Annotated in this window: 14 protein-coding genes and 2 tRNA genes; 6 read left to right on the top strand and 10 right to left on the bottom strand. The window is 67.3% G+C overall.

All coding sequences use genetic code 11. The features are described 5' to 3' along the window. The first annotated feature begins 27 nt into the window (after positions 1 to 27). Complete coding sequence (locus EUU22_RS09855) at positions 28 to 1,017, top strand: LysR family transcriptional regulator (RefSeq protein ID WP_129331851.1); 990 nt, start codon at positions 28 to 30, stop codon at positions 1,015 to 1,017. Positions 1,018 to 1,039: 22 nt separating this feature from the next. Here EUU22_RS09855 and EUU22_RS09860 read toward each other — a convergent pair whose 3' ends face one another. Continuing rightward, positions 1,040 to 1,468, bottom strand: coding sequence for an acyl-CoA thioesterase (locus tag EUU22_RS09860; RefSeq protein WP_129331852.1), 429 nt, complete (start codon positions 1,466 to 1,468; stop codon positions 1,040 to 1,042). Positions 1,469 to 1,616: 148 nt separating this feature from the next. Further along, positions 1,617 to 1,693: transfer RNA gene (locus EUU22_RS09865), tRNA-Pro, on the bottom strand. A gap of 319 nt (positions 1,694 to 2,012) precedes the next feature. On the opposite strand from EUU22_RS09865, the gene EUU22_RS09870 reads away from it, so the two are divergent. Continuing rightward, positions 2,013 to 2,411, top strand: a complete 399-nt coding sequence (locus EUU22_RS09870) for a hypothetical protein (protein ID WP_129331853.1) — start codon at positions 2,013 to 2,015, stop codon at positions 2,409 to 2,411. A gap of 364 nt (positions 2,412 to 2,775) precedes the next feature. After that, the gene (locus tag EUU22_RS09875) at positions 2,776 to 3,030 is read left to right on the top strand and encodes a hypothetical protein (protein WP_129331854.1); all 255 of its coding nucleotides are present in this window, start codon (positions 2,776 to 2,778) and stop codon (positions 3,028 to 3,030) included. A gap of 108 nt (positions 3,031 to 3,138) precedes the next feature. Here EUU22_RS09875 and EUU22_RS09880 read toward each other — a convergent pair. After that, positions 3,139 to 3,213 (bottom strand) — tRNA-Gln (locus tag EUU22_RS09880). A 230-nt stretch (positions 3,214 to 3,443) separates the two neighbouring features. Here EUU22_RS09880 and EUU22_RS09885 point away from each other — a divergent pair. Together EUU22_RS09885 and EUU22_RS09890 are read left to right on the top strand one after the other, a co-directional pair. Further along, a complete protein-coding gene (locus EUU22_RS09885; protein WP_114364477.1) occupies positions 3,444 to 3,740 on the top strand; it encodes a cupin domain-containing protein in 297 nt (98 codons plus the stop codon). After that, entirely contained in the window at positions 3,737 to 4,666 is a 930-nt protein-coding gene (locus EUU22_RS09890; protein ID WP_129331855.1) for an MBL fold metallo-hydrolase, read from the top strand. The genes EUU22_RS09885 and EUU22_RS09890 overlap by 4 nt, the downstream gene beginning before the upstream one ends. Before the next feature lie 18 nt (positions 4,667 to 4,684). Here EUU22_RS09890 and EUU22_RS09895 read toward each other — a convergent pair whose 3' ends face one another. From EUU22_RS09895 to EUU22_RS09925, 7 genes are all read right to left on the bottom strand, one after another. Further along, the gene (locus tag EUU22_RS09895) at positions 4,685 to 5,599 is read right to left on the bottom strand and encodes a DUF1499 domain-containing protein (protein ID WP_129331856.1); all 915 of its coding nucleotides are present in this window, start codon (positions 5,597 to 5,599) and stop codon (positions 4,685 to 4,687) included. A 77-nt stretch (positions 5,600 to 5,676) separates the two neighbouring features. Beyond that, positions 5,677 to 6,618 (bottom strand): hypothetical protein, encoded by a 942-nt coding sequence (locus EUU22_RS09900; protein ID WP_129331857.1) that lies wholly within the window; start codon positions 6,616 to 6,618, stop codon positions 5,677 to 5,679. An 88-nt stretch (positions 6,619 to 6,706) separates the two neighbouring features. Next, positions 6,707 to 9,391, bottom strand: coding sequence for a pyruvate, phosphate dikinase (gene ppdK / locus EUU22_RS09905; RefSeq protein ID WP_129331858.1), 2,685 nt, complete (start codon positions 9,389 to 9,391; stop codon positions 6,707 to 6,709). 153 nt (positions 9,392 to 9,544) lie between these two features. After that, positions 9,545 to 9,934 carry an Ivy family c-type lysozyme inhibitor gene (locus tag EUU22_RS09910; RefSeq protein WP_165351134.1) on the bottom strand — a complete coding sequence of 130 codons (390 nt, stop codon included), beginning with the start codon at positions 9,932 to 9,934 and terminating at the stop codon, positions 9,545 to 9,547. A 53-nt stretch (positions 9,935 to 9,987) separates the two neighbouring features. After that, positions 9,988 to 13,455, bottom strand: a complete 3,468-nt coding sequence (locus tag EUU22_RS09915) for a chromosome segregation SMC family protein (protein ID WP_129331860.1) — start codon at positions 13,453 to 13,455, stop codon at positions 9,988 to 9,990. 168 nt (positions 13,456 to 13,623) lie between these two features. Next, entirely contained in the window at positions 13,624 to 14,397 is a 774-nt protein-coding gene (locus EUU22_RS09920; RefSeq protein WP_129331861.1) for a DsbA family protein, read from the bottom strand. A 154-nt stretch (positions 14,398 to 14,551) separates the two neighbouring features. Beyond that, the gene (locus EUU22_RS09925) at positions 14,552 to 15,073 is read right to left on the bottom strand and encodes a DUF721 domain-containing protein (protein WP_129331862.1); all 522 of its coding nucleotides are present in this window, start codon (positions 15,071 to 15,073) and stop codon (positions 14,552 to 14,554) included. A gap of 95 nt (positions 15,074 to 15,168) precedes the next feature. Here EUU22_RS09925 and mutY point away from each other — a divergent pair, with 95 nt between their 5' ends. After that, a complete protein-coding gene (gene mutY, locus EUU22_RS09930) occupies positions 15,169 to 16,263 on the top strand; it encodes an A/G-specific adenine glycosylase (protein ID WP_129331863.1) in 1,095 nt (364 codons plus the stop codon).

Genomic DNA, 16,263 nt, shown 5'->3' on the forward strand with positions numbered 1-16,263 from the left:
CTTGCCGAAACATTCTGCAAATAGATAATGGGAATAGACATCATAGCTTCGGAGAATGCATTGCCGCCCCGTGCCGACAAGCTGGTCTTCGACCTCGACTGGAACCTGCTGCGCACCTTCGTCGTGATCGCCGAGGGCAAGAGCATCACCCGTGCGGCCGAGCGGCTGGCGCTGAAGCAGCCGAGCGTCAGCAATGCGCTGAAGCGGCTCGAAGACCGGATCGGGACGCGGCTCGTCGACCGCGACGCGACCCGCTTCGAGCTGACCGAGGCGGGCCTCATGCTCTACGAGCAGGCGGTGGAGGTGTTCGGCACGATCTCGCAGCTGCCCGACCTGATGCAGGGGACGGCCGGCGCGGTGACCGGGCACGTTTCCATCGCGCTCGCGAGCCATGTCGTCTCGCCGATCTTCGACCGGGCGCTTTCCGGCTTCCACAAGGCCCATCCGCGGGCGAACCTCACCATCTCGGTCGCCGAGAGCCTGGAGGTGGTGCAGCGGGTGCGCGAGCGGCGCGCTTCCTTCGGCATCTGCCTGATGCGCGAACGCGATCCGGCGCTTTCCTACACCATGGTCTATCGCGAGCATTTCGGCTTCTTCTGCGGGCCCGGCCACCGGCTCTACGGCCGCAAGAACCTGACGCTCGCCGACCTGCGCGAGGAATCCTCCGTCTCCTTCCAGACCGACAACATCTCCGATGCGCTGCGGCCCGTGGCGCTGCTGCGCAGCGAAGCGAAGCTGCGCGGCAATGTCGTCGGGGTCTCGTCGAGCCTCGAAGAGGTGCGCCGGATGATCGTCGCGGGGCTCGGCATCGGACCGCTGCCGCTGCATGTCGCGCGCCGCGACGTGGACGACGGCCTGCTCTGGCGGTTGCCGCCCTACGACAACCCGCCGGCGGTCGACATCTATCTGGTCACCAACCCCGAAAAGCGGATGAACCGGGCGGAAAAGGCGCTCGTCGAGGCGCTGGAGGCGGAGATCGCCGCGACGCCGGTCGAGGAACGCATCTACGGGCCGTGAACGGCCGACACCCTGCCGGAGGTCAGCCGGCGTCCTCCACCATGAGCGCCTCGGCGCGGGCGCGGGCGGCCGGATCGAGCGCGATCGCGGCGCGGGCGACGAGATCGAAGCGGGCGCTGACGGTGCGGGCACGGGCGTGGAGTACGCCGTCGAGGCTGCCCCGCATCTCCTGCTCGAAGGTGATCGAGGACCGGCCGACCTTCACCACATGCGAGCGGATGGTCAGGAGCGCGCCGGGCTTGGTCTCGTGCTTGTATTCGATCTCGGTGCGGACATCCGCCCAGCCCTTGCCCGTATCATCGGCCGCTTCCGCCCCGGCGATATGGCCGAGCAGCTGGAAGCTCGCATCGTCGAACATCGCCGCATAATGGCGGACGTTCATGTGGCCCATGGTGTCGCACATCCACGGATGCGCAACGCCGACGAAGGTGACGATGGAACGCTCGGTCATGGTTTGCTCTCCCCCGGTGCCTTGCCCTCCCCGCGCTTAGCGGAGCAAGGGCGCGGCTGTAAAGCGGCAAGGTGCGGGTGGATGGGAAGGACGGGAGGAAAACTCGGCCCCGGAAATGAAAAAAGCCCGCTTCCGCGGGCTTTTCGGCTGGTCGGAGTGGCGTGATTCGAACACGCGACCCCCACGTCCCGAACGTGGTGCGCTACCAGACTGCGCTACACTCCGTGACCAGCGGCGCCTCTATAGACCAGCCATTTTTGTTGCACAAGCGGTCATTTGAAAAAAGCGCCGGGGCAATGCGAAAAAATTATGACGGCCCGCAGCGACCTCCGTGGCGAGATGCGGCGGCAGGCGCCCGGAGCCCTTGATTTGCAGGGCGAGCGTGGCAGGAGGGATACAGGCACGAAAATAAACGGGCCGGCGCGCGGAACCGATTTTCTCCGCAGGCAATTGGAGATAAAGCCGCCAGAGGTGAGGTCGCCGGTGCGGGGACTGCGCAAAGGCGCGGTCGCCGGCCCCACCGCTCAAGCGAGGGACGGGACAGATGAATTTCCGCGTGATTACAATGGCTGGCCTTACGCTGGCCCTTGCCGCATGTACGACAACAGGGGTCGCCAGGAACGGCGTCGAGGCGCGCTGGAACGGCAAGCAGGCCGGCGCCTTCTTTGCCAAGTTCGGCCCGCCGATCAGCGACACGTCAGCCGGCGGCAACACGCTCTATACCTGGCGTGGCGGCTACAAGACCCGCGTCGTGCCGGCGGTCTATGAAGACCTCGACGGCAAGAAGGGCAAGCTCCTGCAGAGCGCCCGCACCGAATACCTGCGCTGCGAAGTACAGCTCACGGTCTCGCCCGATTACGTCATCCGCGGCGTGCGCACGGTGGTCGACAAGCGCGGCACCGACGGCAAGAGCTATTGCGAGGAATTCCTGACCGCCGAATGACGAGGGCATCGGCGGATCTGATCCGGAACGGGCTCCTTCGCGGGGCCCGTTTTCGTTTTCGGCCTGTGTTTGCAAGGAGGACGTCGGCCGGGCGGGAAGAATGTGGGCCGGGCGGGCGATCAGGGAAGGTCGAAGAGCCTCGCTACGCACTACCCATCGCGAGGCAAGGTCCTTATAGCCGCGCCAAGGTTAATTTTTACCTTATTCAGCAAATGCTTATCGTCAAAAATGCGACGGCCGCTGTAGCGACGCGCATGGCGGCAAAGGCCGCCGACTTCTGGAAATCCGCTGGCTCTCACCCCCAAAAGCCGGAGATTTTCTTGACTTTGTTCATGTTATGTTCCATGTTTTTCATGCAATGACCATGACGTTCGACACCCTCGGCAAGGCCGCCCTTCATCAGATGCTCCTCACCGCCACCTGCCGGCGGTGCGGTCGCCAGGCGAAATTTGTCGCCGAAGACCTAGCCCGCGTCTACGGCAGCAGCCGCAATCCGCACACCCTGCCCTTCAAATGCACGACCTGCGATGCCAAGGACTGCGAAGTCCGGCTGATGGGCCTGCCCTTCGACCGAAAGCCGGATACCATCATCTGGCGGCCGACGAAGGGGCGGAGGTAGGGGAACAACATGCGGGAGTTTTCGCGTGTCCCGGGACTGCGTGCCGAGGACTGGGCCGTCTGAGGCCGTTTCGCGAGATACCGGTGCATTAATGGAAGCAAAACGCGGTGGCTGGGGCGCCTGGATTCGAACCAGGGGATGGCGGTACCAAAAACCGCTGCCTTACCGCTTGGCTACGCCCCAACACGTGCGGATCGTCGCGGCGGGGAGGAAGGCTCCGTCGCCGGCCGTTGCCCCTTAGCAAAAGCGGCATGGCGGGGCAACGGTTTCGTGACAAAAAATCGGGTCCCCTCCCCGCCGTTTTCGCCGATCAACGGTTTTCATCACGCTCATCCGAATTTTTCATTGGACGCGACGCGCGCGCCCCTTAGGGTCCGATCGAGACTTCACCGCTTCCGAACGAGGAGTGCCCGATGCCCGGCTTTTCCGCCCGCCCGCCTGCCCTGCCGACGATCCTCCTCGACGATGCCGTGGTGCGCGTCACCCGCTGGGATTTCGAGCCCGGGGCTGCGACCGGGCACCATGTGCACGGCCTCGGCTACGTGGTGGTGCCGATGACCGATTGCCACTTTCTCATCGAGGACGCCGCCGGCGAGCGGCGGGTGACGAGCCGAGCCGGCGAGGTCTATCGCCGCGAGGCGGGCGTCGAACACAATGTCGTCAACGGCGGCGATGCGCCGATGTCCTTCATCGAGATCGAGTACAAATGAGCGAGCCGCGCGACGCGCCGAAAAGCCCGGAATTCGACCTCACCTTCGAACCGGCCCACGGCCGGGCGGTGCCGGTCGCCGACGGCGTGGAGCGGATCACCGTCAACAATCCCGGCCCCTTCACCTTCCACGGCACGAATACCTACATCGTCGGCCGTGGTTCCGTCGCGGTGATCGATCCGGGGCCGGAGGACGAGGCGCATTTTTCCGCGCTGATGCAGGCGCTCGCGGGCCGTGAGGTCACCCATATCGCCGTCAGCCACACCCACAAGGACCACTCGCCGCTCGCAAAACGACTGAAGGCGGCGACCGGGGCGCTGATCGTCGCCGAAGGGCCGCATCGCGCCGCCCGGCCCCTCCATGCCGGCGAGACCAATCCTTTCGCGGAAAGTTCCGACATGGAATTTGCCCCGGACATCGCGCTTGCCGACGGCGACAGGGTGGAGGGAGACGGCTGGACACTTTCGGCGATCGCGACCCCCGGCCACACCGCAAACCACCTCGCCTTCGCGCTTGAGGGGAGCGGTATCGTCTTTTCCGCAGACCATGTGATGGCCTGGGCGACGAGCATCGTCGCGCCGCCCGACGGCGCCATGGGTGACTACATGGCCTCGCTCGAAAGGCTGCTTTTGCGCGACGACCGCATCTATTTTCCCGGCCATGGCGGCCCGGTGAAGGACCCGCCGGCCTTCCTGCGCGGGCTCCGCACCCATAGGCGGATGCGCGAGCGCGCCGTGCTGGAACGCATCCGCGCGGGCGACCGGCTGATCCCCGACATGGTGAAGGCGATCTACCGCGATACCGATCCGCGGCTCCATGGCGCGGCCGCGCTTTCCGTGCTCGCCCATATCGAGGATCTCGTCGAGAAGGGAATCGTCGCGACAGAAGGCCCGCCGCGGCTCACCGGCATCTACACGATCGCCTGACGCAAGGGGCCGAGCCGCTCAGTCGCCGGCCACCCCCAGAAGCTCGGCATCGAGCTCGTGGAGGTAGTGCTCGGCGATCACGTCGCCGATGCCGAGATCATGCGGGCCGTAGCGACTCGCCACCCTGACATCGACCAGCGTCGTCTCGGCCTCCTCGCGGAGCCTCACCATCACGTCGAAGGAAAGGCCGAGCACCAGCGTGCGCGTCTCCGCCTGGATACGGGCGGTGCCGGCGGGCTCCGGCGGCTCGGCGACGGCGAGTTCCTGCGGCGCGGGCCGCGGCAACGGCACCGGACCGACGTCCGGGATCGTTTCGGCCGGCGCGGTGGCCTGCGCATCCCTGCCCTGCGGCAGCGGCGCAAGCTCCGGCTGGAGAGGCTCGTGGCCGCGCGACGCCGTCACGGTGAGGCGGGTGAGGTCGGCGACCTTCAGCACCGCCTCGTGGACGCGGTCGAGAGCGCCTTCGTAGCGTCGCCCGGTAAGGCCGGGATAGGCGCCCACCTGCGCCTGCCGCATTGCCGGCGTGACCGGCGGGCGATCGAGCCATTGCTGCCTCGCCTCCGGCACCGTGATCCAGGCCGGCGGATCGACGGGATCGGTCGAGACGTCGTAGAGCATCGGCCGGGTCATGTACTGGAAGGCGGCAAAGCCGACGAGGCCGAGCGGCAGGGCGGCATAGACGAGCGCCTTCGCCGCCGCGACGCCGCCGAGCGCCCCGACCTTCCAGAGCCGCCAGAGGCCGAAGAGCGCGAGCGGCACGGCGAGCGCCGCCGGAACCGCGGAGGCGAGCACGAGTGCCACGAAATCCGGTGTGGTGAGCGGGCCGAAGCGGTGGAGAAGCACGACGAGGACGAGGAAGACGGCGGCCGCACGCCCGAGCCGCCGCGCCAGGAAGGCCGAGCGGGAGACGGGCCGGTCATAACGAATGGTCATCGATGCGTCACCGGCGCTCGCGAGTTCGGATCAGGTGCTTCCTGTTTATCGCCTCGCCCGGCAGGCGACAAGCGCGGTCACGGCTGCGTGCCTTCGCCCGCCTGACTGCCGTCGGTCTGACTGCCGTCGTCGAGCGGCAGTTCCTCGCCGTTCAACGTCGGTGCCGAGCCGTCCTCGGGAATGACGAGCTGCAGGTCGCCCGGCGGCGGCGGAGGGGCGACGTTTTCCGGCTGCGGCATGTAGAGCGAGCCGAGGACGATGATGCCGATGACCACGAGCCAGCTACCGACGATGCGCGAGGGGATGACGAGCCAGGGGCCGCGGAACTGCCGCAGCAGAAGCGCGGGAGCCACGACCAGCCAGAGCGCGCAGAGCACCGTGCCTGTCGTGAAATCGAGGATGCCGATGCCGAGATCGTCGAGGCCGACGAAGAGCGAGAAGGAAAAGGCGACGATCGCCGCGGCGACGGCTGCGGCAGGGCCGGCCCAGCGCCCCGGCACCCAGAGCGCGGCCCCGGTCGAAATCACCGCGGCGGGAGCGACGAGATAGAGCACCTCGCCGAGCGGCGAGGCCATGATCCCGCGGAAGATCGGATCGAAGAAGGAAAGCATCGCCACCAGCACGACGAGGAAAGTGGCGAAGATGATGCGCATCTCGCGCGCGCCCGGCGCGACGGCTGCGGCGACCGCAAGGCCGAGCATCGCCAGCACCAGATCGTAGACCGAGAGCGTGAAGAGGAAGCCGAGCTCCAGGAAGCCGTAATCGTGGGGGATCGCCTGCGACAGGCCGAGTCCCAAAAAGCCGAGGAGGACGAGGCCGAGCGACCAGCGGAAGCCCGCGGTGCGGCTGATCCGGCGGAAATCGGGCCGCGTGCCAGCCGGCACCGGCGGCAGCGCCTCGGCCGCCGGCTTCGCTGGCTGGAGCTTTACGGATTGGGACTTCGCGGCGGACGCCGACGGAACGGCGCTTGCCGTCCTCGCCCGCTGCCGGGCCCTTTGCTGTTGCCGTCGCTTGCTCATGAAGGCCGTCTCATGCCGTCCCGGTGAAAGATCCTGCGACGGCTATTCCACACCGCGGGCGATTTGTCATCCACCGGGGGTGCGGGGGCTAACCCGCGCGGCGGCCGTTACGGTTCGCCTTGATCGCGGCTTGTGCGGCGGAGAGCCTTGCGATCGGCACGCGGAAGGGCGAACAGGAGACGTAGTCGAGGCCGGTACCTTCGCAGAAGTGGATCGAGGCCGGGTCGCCGCCGTGCTCGCCGCAGATGCCGAGCTTCATGTCGGGCCGCGTCTGGCGGCCGCGCTCGGCGGCGATGCGGATCAGCTCTCCCACGCCGTCGAAATCGAGCGAGATGAACGGATCGTGCTCGATGATGCCCTTGCGCTGGTAGGTGGTGATGAAGGACGAGGCGTCGTCGCGCGAAATCCCGAAGGTCGTCTGCGTCAGGTCGTTGGTGCCGAAGGAGAAGAATTCCGCCACCTCGGCGATGACATGGGCGCGCAGGGCCGCACGCGGCAGCTCGATCATCGTGCCGACGAGATAGCCGATCTGCAGGCCTGCCTCGGTCATCACCTCCTGGGCGATGCGGTCGATGGAAGCCTTCACATAGTCGAGCTCGGACTTCAGGCCGACGAGCGGCACCATGATTTCCGGCACGACCGCGGCACCCGTCTCGCGGGCGGCCTCGATCGCGGCCTCGAAGATCGCGCGTGCCTGCATCTCGGCGATCTCGGGATAGGAGATCGCAAGACGGCAGCCGCGATGGCCGAGCATGGGGTTGAACTCGTGGAGCGCATCGACCCGCTGGCGCAGGAGTTGCGGCTCGAGGCCCATGGCGTCCGCCACCTCGGCGATCTCCTCGTCGGTCTTCGGCAGGAATTCGTGCAGCGGCGGATCGAGCAGACGGATCGTCACCGGCAGGCCGTGCATGATCTCGAAGAGTTCGGTGAAATCGGAGCGCTGCATCGGCAGCAGCTTGGCGAGTGCCCGGCGGCGGCCCTCCTCGTCGGCGGCGAGGATCATCTCGCGCATGACCTGGATGCGCATGCCCTCGAAGAACATGTGCTCGGTACGGCAGAGGCCGATGCCTTCGGCGCCGAAGGAGCGCGCCGCGCGCGCATCGGTCGGCGTATCGGCATTGGTGCGAACCGTCATGCGCCGCGTGCGGTCGGCCCAGTCCATCAGCTGGGCGAAATCGCCGGAAAGCTCCGGCTGCAGCATCGGCACCCTGCCCTTCAGCACCTGGCCGGTGGAACCGTCGATGGTGATGACGTCGCCCCTGCCGAGCGTCACGCCGGCGCCGATCAGCACCTCGTTGCGCAGGTCGACGCGCAGGCTTCCGGCGCCCGCCACGCACGGGATGCCCATGCCGCGGGCGACCACCGCCGCGTGGCTGGTCATGCCGCCGCGGGTCGTCAGGATGCCTTCCGCCGCGTGCATGCCGTGAATGTCTTCCGGGCTCGTCTCGACGCGGACGAGGATCACCTTGCGGCCCTCCTCTTCGGCAATGACGGCCTCTTCCGCCGTGAAGACAATCTCGCCGGTCGCCGCCCCCGGCGATGCCGGGAGGCCGGCGCCGATGACGTCGCGCTCGACACGCGGATCGATCGTCGGGTGCAAAAGCTGGTCGAGCGAGGACGGCTCGATGCGCATCACCGCCTCTTCCTCGCCGATCAGGCCCTCGGCCACCATGTCGACGGCGATCTTCATCGCCGCCTTCGTCGTGCGCTTGCCGGAGCGGGCCTGCAGCATCCAGAGCTTGCCGCGCTCGATGGTGAATTCGAGGTCCTGCATGTCGCGGTAATGCGCTTCGAGCTTGTCGCAGATCGAGCGGAACTCGGCGAAGGCTTCGGGCATGACCTTTTCGAGGGAGGGCTTGTCGGAGCCGGATTCGATCCGTGCCGCCTCGGTGATCGACTGCGGCGTGCGGATGCCGGCGACGACGTCCTCCCCTTGGGCGTTGACGAGGAACTCGCCGTAGAGCGCCTTCTCGCCGGTCGAGGGATTGCGGGTGAAGGCGACGCCGGTCGCAGAGGTCGAGCCGAGATTGCCGAAGACCATCGCCTGCACGGTGACGGCGGTGCCCCATTCTGCGGGGATGGCGTGCAGATGGCGATAGGTGATCGCCCGCGGGTTCATCCAGCTTGCAAAGACCGCGCCGATCGCGCCCCAGAGCTGGACCAGCGGGTCCTGCGGGAAGGGCTCGCCGAGTTCCTCCTCGATCAGCGTCTTGTAGAGGCCGACGACATGCTGCCATTCGACGGCGGAGAGGTCGGTATCGAGGTCGTGGCCGAGGCGGGCCTTCTCGTCTTCGAGAATTTCCTCAAAGGCCTCGTGGCCGAGTCCCATGACGACGTCGCCGTACATCTGGATGAAGCGGCGGTAACTGTCCCAGGCAAAGCGCGCGTCGCCGGCATTGTGGCCGAGCGCCTCGACGGTCTCGTCGTTGAGGCCGAGGTTGAGGACCGTGTCCATCATGCCGGGCATGGAGGTGCGGGCGCCGGAGCGGACGGAGAGCAGCAGCGGATTGGTAGTATCGCCGAAGCCGCGGCCGGTGATCTCCTCCATGCCTTTCAGGCCGGCGAGTACCTCTTTCTTCATGCCCTCCGGCAGCGTGCGGCCGTTCTCGTAATAATAGGTGCAGACGTCGGTGATGATGGTGAGGCCGGGCGGCACCGGCAGGCCGAGGCTCGCCATCTCCGCAAGGTTTGCGCCCTTGCCGCCGAGATGCTCGCGATCGCCCGCGCGACCTTCGGCCTTTCCGTCACCGAAGGTATAGACCCACTTCCTCATGCCCGCTCTCCACCCATAGGCTTTTTCCATCATTTACAGCAATCTAGCCGGATTGGAAACGCCGCGACCTGCAACTTATGTTGCATTGCATCATAATTGCGGCATGGTCGTGGAGAATTTTTCCGAGGAAGCCGGAGGCTGTCTCTCCCGCCTTCAGAAATCGCCGGCGAGCCGTTCCGCGGGCGTCGGATCGCCGAAGACAAGATGCCCCTGCCGGGTGTCGCGGATATAGACCGTCACCCGCTTGCCGTCGGCGGAGAAGAGTGCCTGCAGGCGGCTTTCGGCGCAGCGCCCAGCCTCGCAGGCGGAAAAGAGCTGCATTTCCTTGCCGTCGACCGCAACGCTCTTCGAGGCAAGTGCGATATATTTGGGCCGAGAAGCGATAGCGCGTATCCACGGTGGAAGCCCGCGGCGGCCCCGCAGCAGCTTTTCGAGCGCCTCGCGGTGGGGCGCAGACGATGCGATCACCTCAGGGAGAAAGTTGCCGGAAAGGCTCTGAGCCGGTTCCTCCGCATGGAGCGGAAAGGCGAGAGCGACCGTCATGGCGGCGGCCATGGCCGCCCGGAAAGACCTGCGGCACTGCCGGCACCGGCCGGTCACACCGCCTCGCGCTCGCGCAGGGCCTCCGCCGTCTGCAGGTCGACCGAGACGAGCTGGGAGACGCCCTGCTCGGCCATGGTGACGCCGAAGAGCCGGTTCATGCGCGCCATGGTGATCGGGTTGTGGGTGATGACGACGAAGCGGGTCTCGGTGGAGGCCGCCATCTCGTCCATCAGGTTGCAGTAGCGCTCGACATTGTGGTCGTCCAAGGGCGCGTCCACCTCGTCGAGCACGCAGATCGGCGCCGGATTGGTGAGGAAGACCGCAAAGATCAGCGCCATCGCCGTCAGCGCCTGTTCGCCGCCGGAAAGCAGCGTCATTGTCTGCGGCTTCTTGCCCGGCGGGCGGGCGAGGATTTCGAGGCCGGCGTCCAGCGGGTCCTCGCTTTCGATCAGTTGCAGCTCGGCCGTGCCGCCGTTGAAGAGGTGGGTGAAGAGACGCTGGAACTGCACGTTGACGACGTCGAAGGCGGCGATCAGCCGTTCGCGGCCCTCGCGGTTCAGGCTCTGGATCGCACCCCGCAGCTTGCGGATTGCGTCGATCACGTCGTCGCGTTCCCTGATGAGCGCGGCGAGCTTCTCCGAAAGCTCCTTCTGTTCCTCGTCGGCGCGCAGGTTGACGGCGCCGAGGCGTTCGCGCTCGATGCGCAGCCGGTCGAGATCGCGCTCGATCGCGCGCAGGTCCGGCAGGCCGTCGCCGGCATTGCGCCCGGTCAGCCGGAAGGCTTCGTGCGGCTCGACGTTGAGGGCCTGGTGGATGCGCCCCTCGGTCTCCTTGCGACGCTCGCGCGCCGACATCAGGCGTTCCTCGGCACGGCCGCGCTTCTCGCGGCTTTCGGCCAGCTCGGCGAGGGCGGATACCGCCTTCGCATCGGCCTCGCGCTGGCGGGTCTCGGCCTCGGCGAGCCTGTCGGCGGCGGCCCGGCGGGCAGCTTCCGCCTTGTCGAGTTCGGCGATCAGCGCGCGGCGCTTCTCGTCGAATTCGTCCGGCGCCATTTCGAGCGACATGACCTCTTCGCGCGCCTCGAGCTCGCGGTCGCGGAGCGTGGCGATATGCTCCTCGGCGCTCCGCGCACGGGCAATCCAGGTCGCCCGTTCCTGGCCGATCGCGGCAATGCGGCGCCGGCGCTGCTCGTTTTCGCGGTCGAGCCCTTCGTGGCGGGCGCGCGCCTCGGCGAGCATGCCGCGGCCGGTCGCCACCTCGACCTGACTGATCCGCAGACGCTCGTCTAGATCGGAAAGGTCCGGCGCATCCTCGAGCTCGATGTGGGCATTCTCCTCCTGCGCGAGGATTTCCTCGACCTGCGCCTTCAGGCCGCTCAGCGCCTCCTCGACCACGTCGCGGCGGCGCAGCAGATCGCCGGAGGCGCGTTCCGCCTGGGCGAGCGCATCGCGGGCCTCGGAGAGGCGGCGGAGCGAGAGGCGCTGGGTCTCGCGCGCGGCGGCGAGAGCTGCATCCGCCAGGCGGATCGCCTCGACCGCCTCGGCAAGGCTATCTTCCGCCTCCGCGAGCTGGTCACGAGCCTCGCCGATCTCGGCCTCGATTTCGGCGAGCCGGTTCTTCTGGGCGAGGCGGAGCGCGGCCGCACTCGGTGCCTCGGAGCCGCGGACGTGGCCGTCCCAGCGATAGACGGCGCCCTCGCGAGTGACGAGCCGCTGGCCGGGCTGCAGGAGCCCCATCAGGTGGTGCGCCTGATCTGCCGCGACCACGCCGATCTGGCGCAGACGCCGCGTCAGTGCCGGCGGGGCGGCGACATGGCCGATCAGCGGCACGGCGCCCGCAGGCAGCGCCGGATCGTCGGTGCCGGCGCCGTTCTCGCTCCAGTGGGCGGGCGCACGCGGATCGGTAGGCGAGTCGAGGTCGTCGCCGAGCACCGCCCCGAGCGCCGTCTCGAAGCCGCGATCGACGCGCAGCTCCTCGGCGACCGGCGAGAATTCGCCGGAAGCCGCCGCGGAAGCCAGCATCTTGGAAATCGTGCGGGACTCGGTTTCAAGCCCGTTCAGCCTCGCGCGCGCCGCTTCGAGCGGGGTGCGGGCGAGGCCTTCGTCACGGCGTGCGCCGGCAAGGGCCGCCTCCGCCTCGACGACCGCTCCCTCGCAATCGGCGAGCGCCTGTTCGGCGGCTTCGACCATTTCCCGCTTCTCGTCCGGATCGGGCAAGCCGGCGACGCGCGCGGCGATATCGGCGATCTCGCGGGTGGCATCCTCCGCCTGCCGCTGCAGGCGCTGGCGGCGGTCGGCGAGCTCGCGGATCGAGCGTTCGAGCTGGGTGCGACCGGCAGCCGCCTCGGCGCGCTCGGCGGTGAGCGCTGAAAACTGCTTCTCGCTTTCGGCGAGCGTCGCTGCGGCAGCCTCGAAGGCCGCGCGCGTCTCCTCGGCATGGCGCCCGGAATCGGCGAGCACCTCTTCGAGCTCGGCCTGCTCGACGTCGAGCCGTTCGAGGATCGTCGCATTGTCGGCGACGAGCCGCTCCTCGCGGCGGATGTCCTCGTCGAGCTGGGCCAAACGGCGGGCAAGCTCGTCGCGGCGCTTCAGCAGCCGGCCGGCATCCTCTTCGAGCTGCGAGCGGGCGATCTGCAGGCGCTGCAGCGCGGCGGCGGCCTTCGCCTCTTCCTCGCGCAGCTCGGGCATCTTCAGGCTGGCGATCGCCTGCGCCTTGGCGGCCTCCATCTGGGCCTGCGCCTTTTCCGCGACGATCGAGGTCGCCTGGTTCAAGGCGCTGTCCGCCTCGCCTTCCGCCTGCTTGGCCTGCACCCATTGCACATGTAGCAGCATCGCCTCGTTGGCGCGGATGTCGGCCGAGAGCATCTTGAAGCGGTTCGCCTGCCGGGCCTGCCGCTTCAGGCTCTCGATCTGGCTTTCGAGCTGGGTGGTGATGTCTTCGAGACGTTCGAGATTACCTTCGGCGGCGCGCAGACGAAGTTCGGCCTCATGCCGGCGGGAATGCAGGCCGGAAATGCCGGCCGCCTCTTCCAGCAGCTGGCGCCGCGCCTGCGGCTTCGCCTGGATGAGTTCGCCGATCCGCCCCTGCCCGACCATCGAGGGCGAGCGTGCGCCGGTCGAGGCATCGGCAAAGAGAAGCTGCACGTCCTTGGCACGCGCCTCCTTGCCGTTGATCCTGTAGACCGAGCCCTGCTCGCGCTCGATGCGGCGCGTCACCTGGATCTCGTCGGCATCATTGAAGGCGGCGGGCGCGGTGCGGTCGAAATTGTCGAGATAGAGGCCGACCTCGGCCGAATTGCGCGCCGGGCGGTTTCCCGAGCCGGAGAAGATCACGTCGTCCATGCCGGACGCGCGCATGTTCTTGTAGGAGTTCTCGCCCATCACCCATCGCAGCGCCTCGACGAGGTTGGACTTGCCGCAGCCGTTCGGCCCGACAACACCCGTCAGTCCGCGCTCGATCACGAACTCCGTCGGTTCGACGAAGGACTTGAAGCCGACGAGGCGTAGACGGTTGAATTTCATGGGTTCACCCTCCCCTTGAGGGGGAGGGTCGGAGCAAAGCTCCGGGGTGGGGTGACCGCCAGGAGCGTCACCCCCACCCGCGCATTCGCGCGACCTCCCCCATCAAGGGGGAGGTAAAAAACGGCCGCACGGGTTCTCCCGCCGGCCGTTGTCTCGAATGCGCGCCGGTCAGAGGAAGCTGTCGATGAGTGCCGACATGGTTTCAACCGACATGTCTCCGGAATAGCTCTTTCCATTGATGAGGAAGGTCGGCGTCGATTTGATGTTGAAATCCTTGGCCGCGCGGTCTCTCACAGCCGTCACATCAGCGGCAAGTTTCGCGTTCGTCAAGCACGCCTCGAAGCTCTCCTGTGTAAAACCGGCAAGTTTCGACATTTGCAGCATCGCGCCGCGGACATCGCCGTCGGCGGGAGCCGCCCAGGCCCGCTGCTGCTTGAGGAAGGTGGAGACGAACGGGAAGTAGCGGTCCTGCGGGGCGCAGCGCGCCAGCATGAAGGCCGCGGTGGCGGCCGGGTCGAAGGGGAACTCGCGCAGCACGAAATAGACCTTGCCGGTGTCGATATACTTCGTCTTGATCGCGTCGAAGGTCTTCTCGTGGAAATTGGCGCAGTGCGGGCAGGTCATCGACATGTATTCGACGATCTTCACCGGCGCATTGGCGTCGCCCATCGCCATTTCCGGCAGCGTTCCGGGCTTCAGCACCTCGGCCATGTCGACGGTGCCGTCGGGCTGCGGCACCTCGACCTTGGCGGCGGGCGCCTCGGCCGGGGCCGGCGTCGTTTCGGCAGCGGGCTTCGGCTCCTCGGCGGCGGGAGCGGTCTTGGTTTCAGCCGGCTTTTCCTCCGAGCTGTCCGAGCAGGAGGCGAGCAGCGCGCCGAGCGCCGTCACGGCGATCCCGCCGAGCAGCCGCCGCTTGGTGAGGTTCAGTTCGGAAATTTGCATCGGGGCACCTGTCTCGTTCAGAGTTTGGACTTTGCCACAACCGTTATATTGCCGGATGGCGGCAAACAAGGCGGGGAAGCTGCTGTTTCATCAAAGAATTGTGACATCCTGAGGCCCGGACGACGCGAGAAACGCGACCGGACGGGCACGGCGGCTATCGCGGACGCCGGTTCGGCGAGAGAACCGCCGTGCCGAGCCGCTCGATCGCGGCCCTCAGCTTCTCGTCGGTGATGCCTTCCATCATGTCGGCGAGGCGTCGCGCCCGCTCACCTTCGAGCTTTCGCGGTTTCGGGCGGCGAAGCGCCGTCTGCGAGACCGGTTTCTGGACGATGCGGATCTGGCCGATCGCCGGATAGCCGAAGAAGCCGTTGATGCGGGCGATCAGTTCGCCCTGGGCATGGGAGAGGAAGAGCGCCCGGGCGCCATCGCAGGCGATCGTCAGCACGCCCGGCCGGTGGCCGCCCTCCTCGCCCGGTTCGCCGCGCCGCGGCCAGGCGATCTTTTCCGGCCGCGAGCAATCGGCGAAACTGTCGCCGACGATCTCGTCCCAGGAGCCGAGGAGCGCGGTGTTGATGCCGGCGCGGCGCGCGAGCACCGGATCGATGATGCCGTTCGCCACCTCGGATATCTGGAAGACACCCTTTCTCGGCGCGGCGCTTTTCTTCTGGGTATTCATCGCGGCGCCTGAACCTTTTACCTGTGCCGGCCGATCCGGCCTTGAACCAAATGCCGATTTGGCCAGATATAGGCGAGTTTACCCCACATCGGCAAATGGCGACCTTGAAATCCTCCGCAAATCCGACCGCCCGGGCGCTCATTGCCTGGTACGACCGCCACCATCGCGAGCTGCCGTGGCGCACGACGCCTGCCATGGCGGCAAAGGGCCGGCGCCCCGACCCCTACCATGTCTGGCTTTCCGAAGTCATGCTGCAGCAGACCACCGTGCAGGCGGTGAAGGCCTATTTTGAGAAATTCGTGGACCGCTGGCCGACCGTCGAAGATCTCGCCGCCGCGCCGAACGAGGATGTGATGGCCGCCTGGGCGGGCCTCGGCTACTATGCCCGCGCCCGTAATCTCAAGAAGTGCGCGGAAGTCGTTTCCGGCACCCATGGCGGCGTCTTCCCTGATACCGAGGAGGGTCTGAGGACGCTGCCCGGCATCGGCGACTACACGGCTGCGGCAATCGCCGCGATCGCCTTCGGCCGCCCAGCGGCGGTGATGGACGGCAATGTCGAGCGGGTGATTTCGCGGCTCCATGCGATCGATGCGCCGCTGCCCGGCTCGAAACCGGAGATGAAGCGGCATGTGGCGGCACTGACGCCCGCCGAACGGCCGGGCGACTTCGCCCAGGCGATGATGGATCTCGGCGCGACGATCTGCACGCCGAAGCGTCCGGCCTGCGCGCTCTGTCCGTTCCGCGGGGACTGCCTCGCACTCGACGGCGACGATCCGGAACGGTTTCCGGTGAAGGCTGCGAAGAAGGAAAAGCCGGTGCGGCAGGGCGCGGCCTTCGTCGCCGTCTCGGGCGACGGGCTGATTCTCCTGCGGCGGCGTCCGGAACAGGGCCTGCTCGGCGGCATGACCGAGGTGCCGACCACCGGCTGGACGGCACGGGTGGACGGCGAGACCGACGTGGCCGCCGCCCCCTTCCCCGCCGACTGGCAGCCGGCCGGCACCGTCACCCACGTCTTCACCCATTTCGAGCTCCGGCTTTCGGTCTATCGCGCCGGACCGCTCGGCGTCCCCTCCGGCGTTCACGGATTTTGGGAACCGGTGACCAAACTTGATGATCTCGCGCTGCCGACCGTCATGAAAAAAGCAATCGTTCAGGCTATTCCGAACGCCTTTCCGACCAACAAGGGATAA

The organism is Ciceribacter ferrooxidans, assembly GCF_004137355.1.
GTDB lineage: Bacteria > Pseudomonadota > Alphaproteobacteria > Rhizobiales > Rhizobiaceae > Allorhizobium > Allorhizobium ferrooxidans.

Coding starts and splice junctions, on each gene's coding strand:
- EUU22_RS09855 (WP_129331851.1), top strand. CDS start 28: ATGGGAATAGACATCATAGCTTCGGAGAATGCATTGCCGCCCCGTGCC.
- EUU22_RS09860 (WP_129331852.1), bottom strand. CDS start 1,468: ATGACCGAGCGTTCCATCGTCACCTTCGTCGGCGTTGCGCATCCGTGG.
- EUU22_RS09870 (WP_129331853.1), top strand. CDS start 2,013: ATGAATTTCCGCGTGATTACAATGGCTGGCCTTACGCTGGCCCTTGCC.
- EUU22_RS09875 (WP_129331854.1), top strand. CDS start 2,776: ATGACGTTCGACACCCTCGGCAAGGCCGCCCTTCATCAGATGCTCCTC.
- EUU22_RS09885 (WP_114364477.1), top strand. CDS start 3,444: ATGCCCGGCTTTTCCGCCCGCCCGCCTGCCCTGCCGACGATCCTCCTC.
- EUU22_RS09890 (WP_129331855.1), top strand. CDS start 3,737: ATGAGCGAGCCGCGCGACGCGCCGAAAAGCCCGGAATTCGACCTCACC.
- EUU22_RS09895 (WP_129331856.1), bottom strand. CDS start 5,599: ATGACCATTCGTTATGACCGGCCCGTCTCCCGCTCGGCCTTCCTGGCG.
- EUU22_RS09900 (WP_129331857.1), bottom strand. CDS start 6,618: ATGAGCAAGCGACGGCAACAGCAAAGGGCCCGGCAGCGGGCGAGGACG.
- ppdK (WP_129331858.1), bottom strand. CDS start 9,391: ATGAGGAAGTGGGTCTATACCTTCGGTGACGGAAAGGCCGAAGGTCGC.
- EUU22_RS09910 (WP_165351134.1), bottom strand. CDS start 9,934: ATGACGGTCGCTCTCGCCTTTCCGCTCCATGCGGAGGAACCGGCTCAG.
- EUU22_RS09915 (WP_129331860.1), bottom strand. CDS start 13,455: ATGAAATTCAACCGTCTACGCCTCGTCGGCTTCAAGTCCTTCGTCGAA.
- EUU22_RS09920 (WP_129331861.1), bottom strand. CDS start 14,397: ATGCAAATTTCCGAACTGAACCTCACCAAGCGGCGGCTGCTCGGCGGG.
- EUU22_RS09925 (WP_129331862.1), bottom strand. CDS start 15,073: ATGAATACCCAGAAGAAAAGCGCCGCGCCGAGAAAGGGTGTCTTCCAG.
- mutY (WP_129331863.1), top strand. CDS start 15,169: ATGGCGACCTTGAAATCCTCCGCAAATCCGACCGCCCGGGCGCTCATT.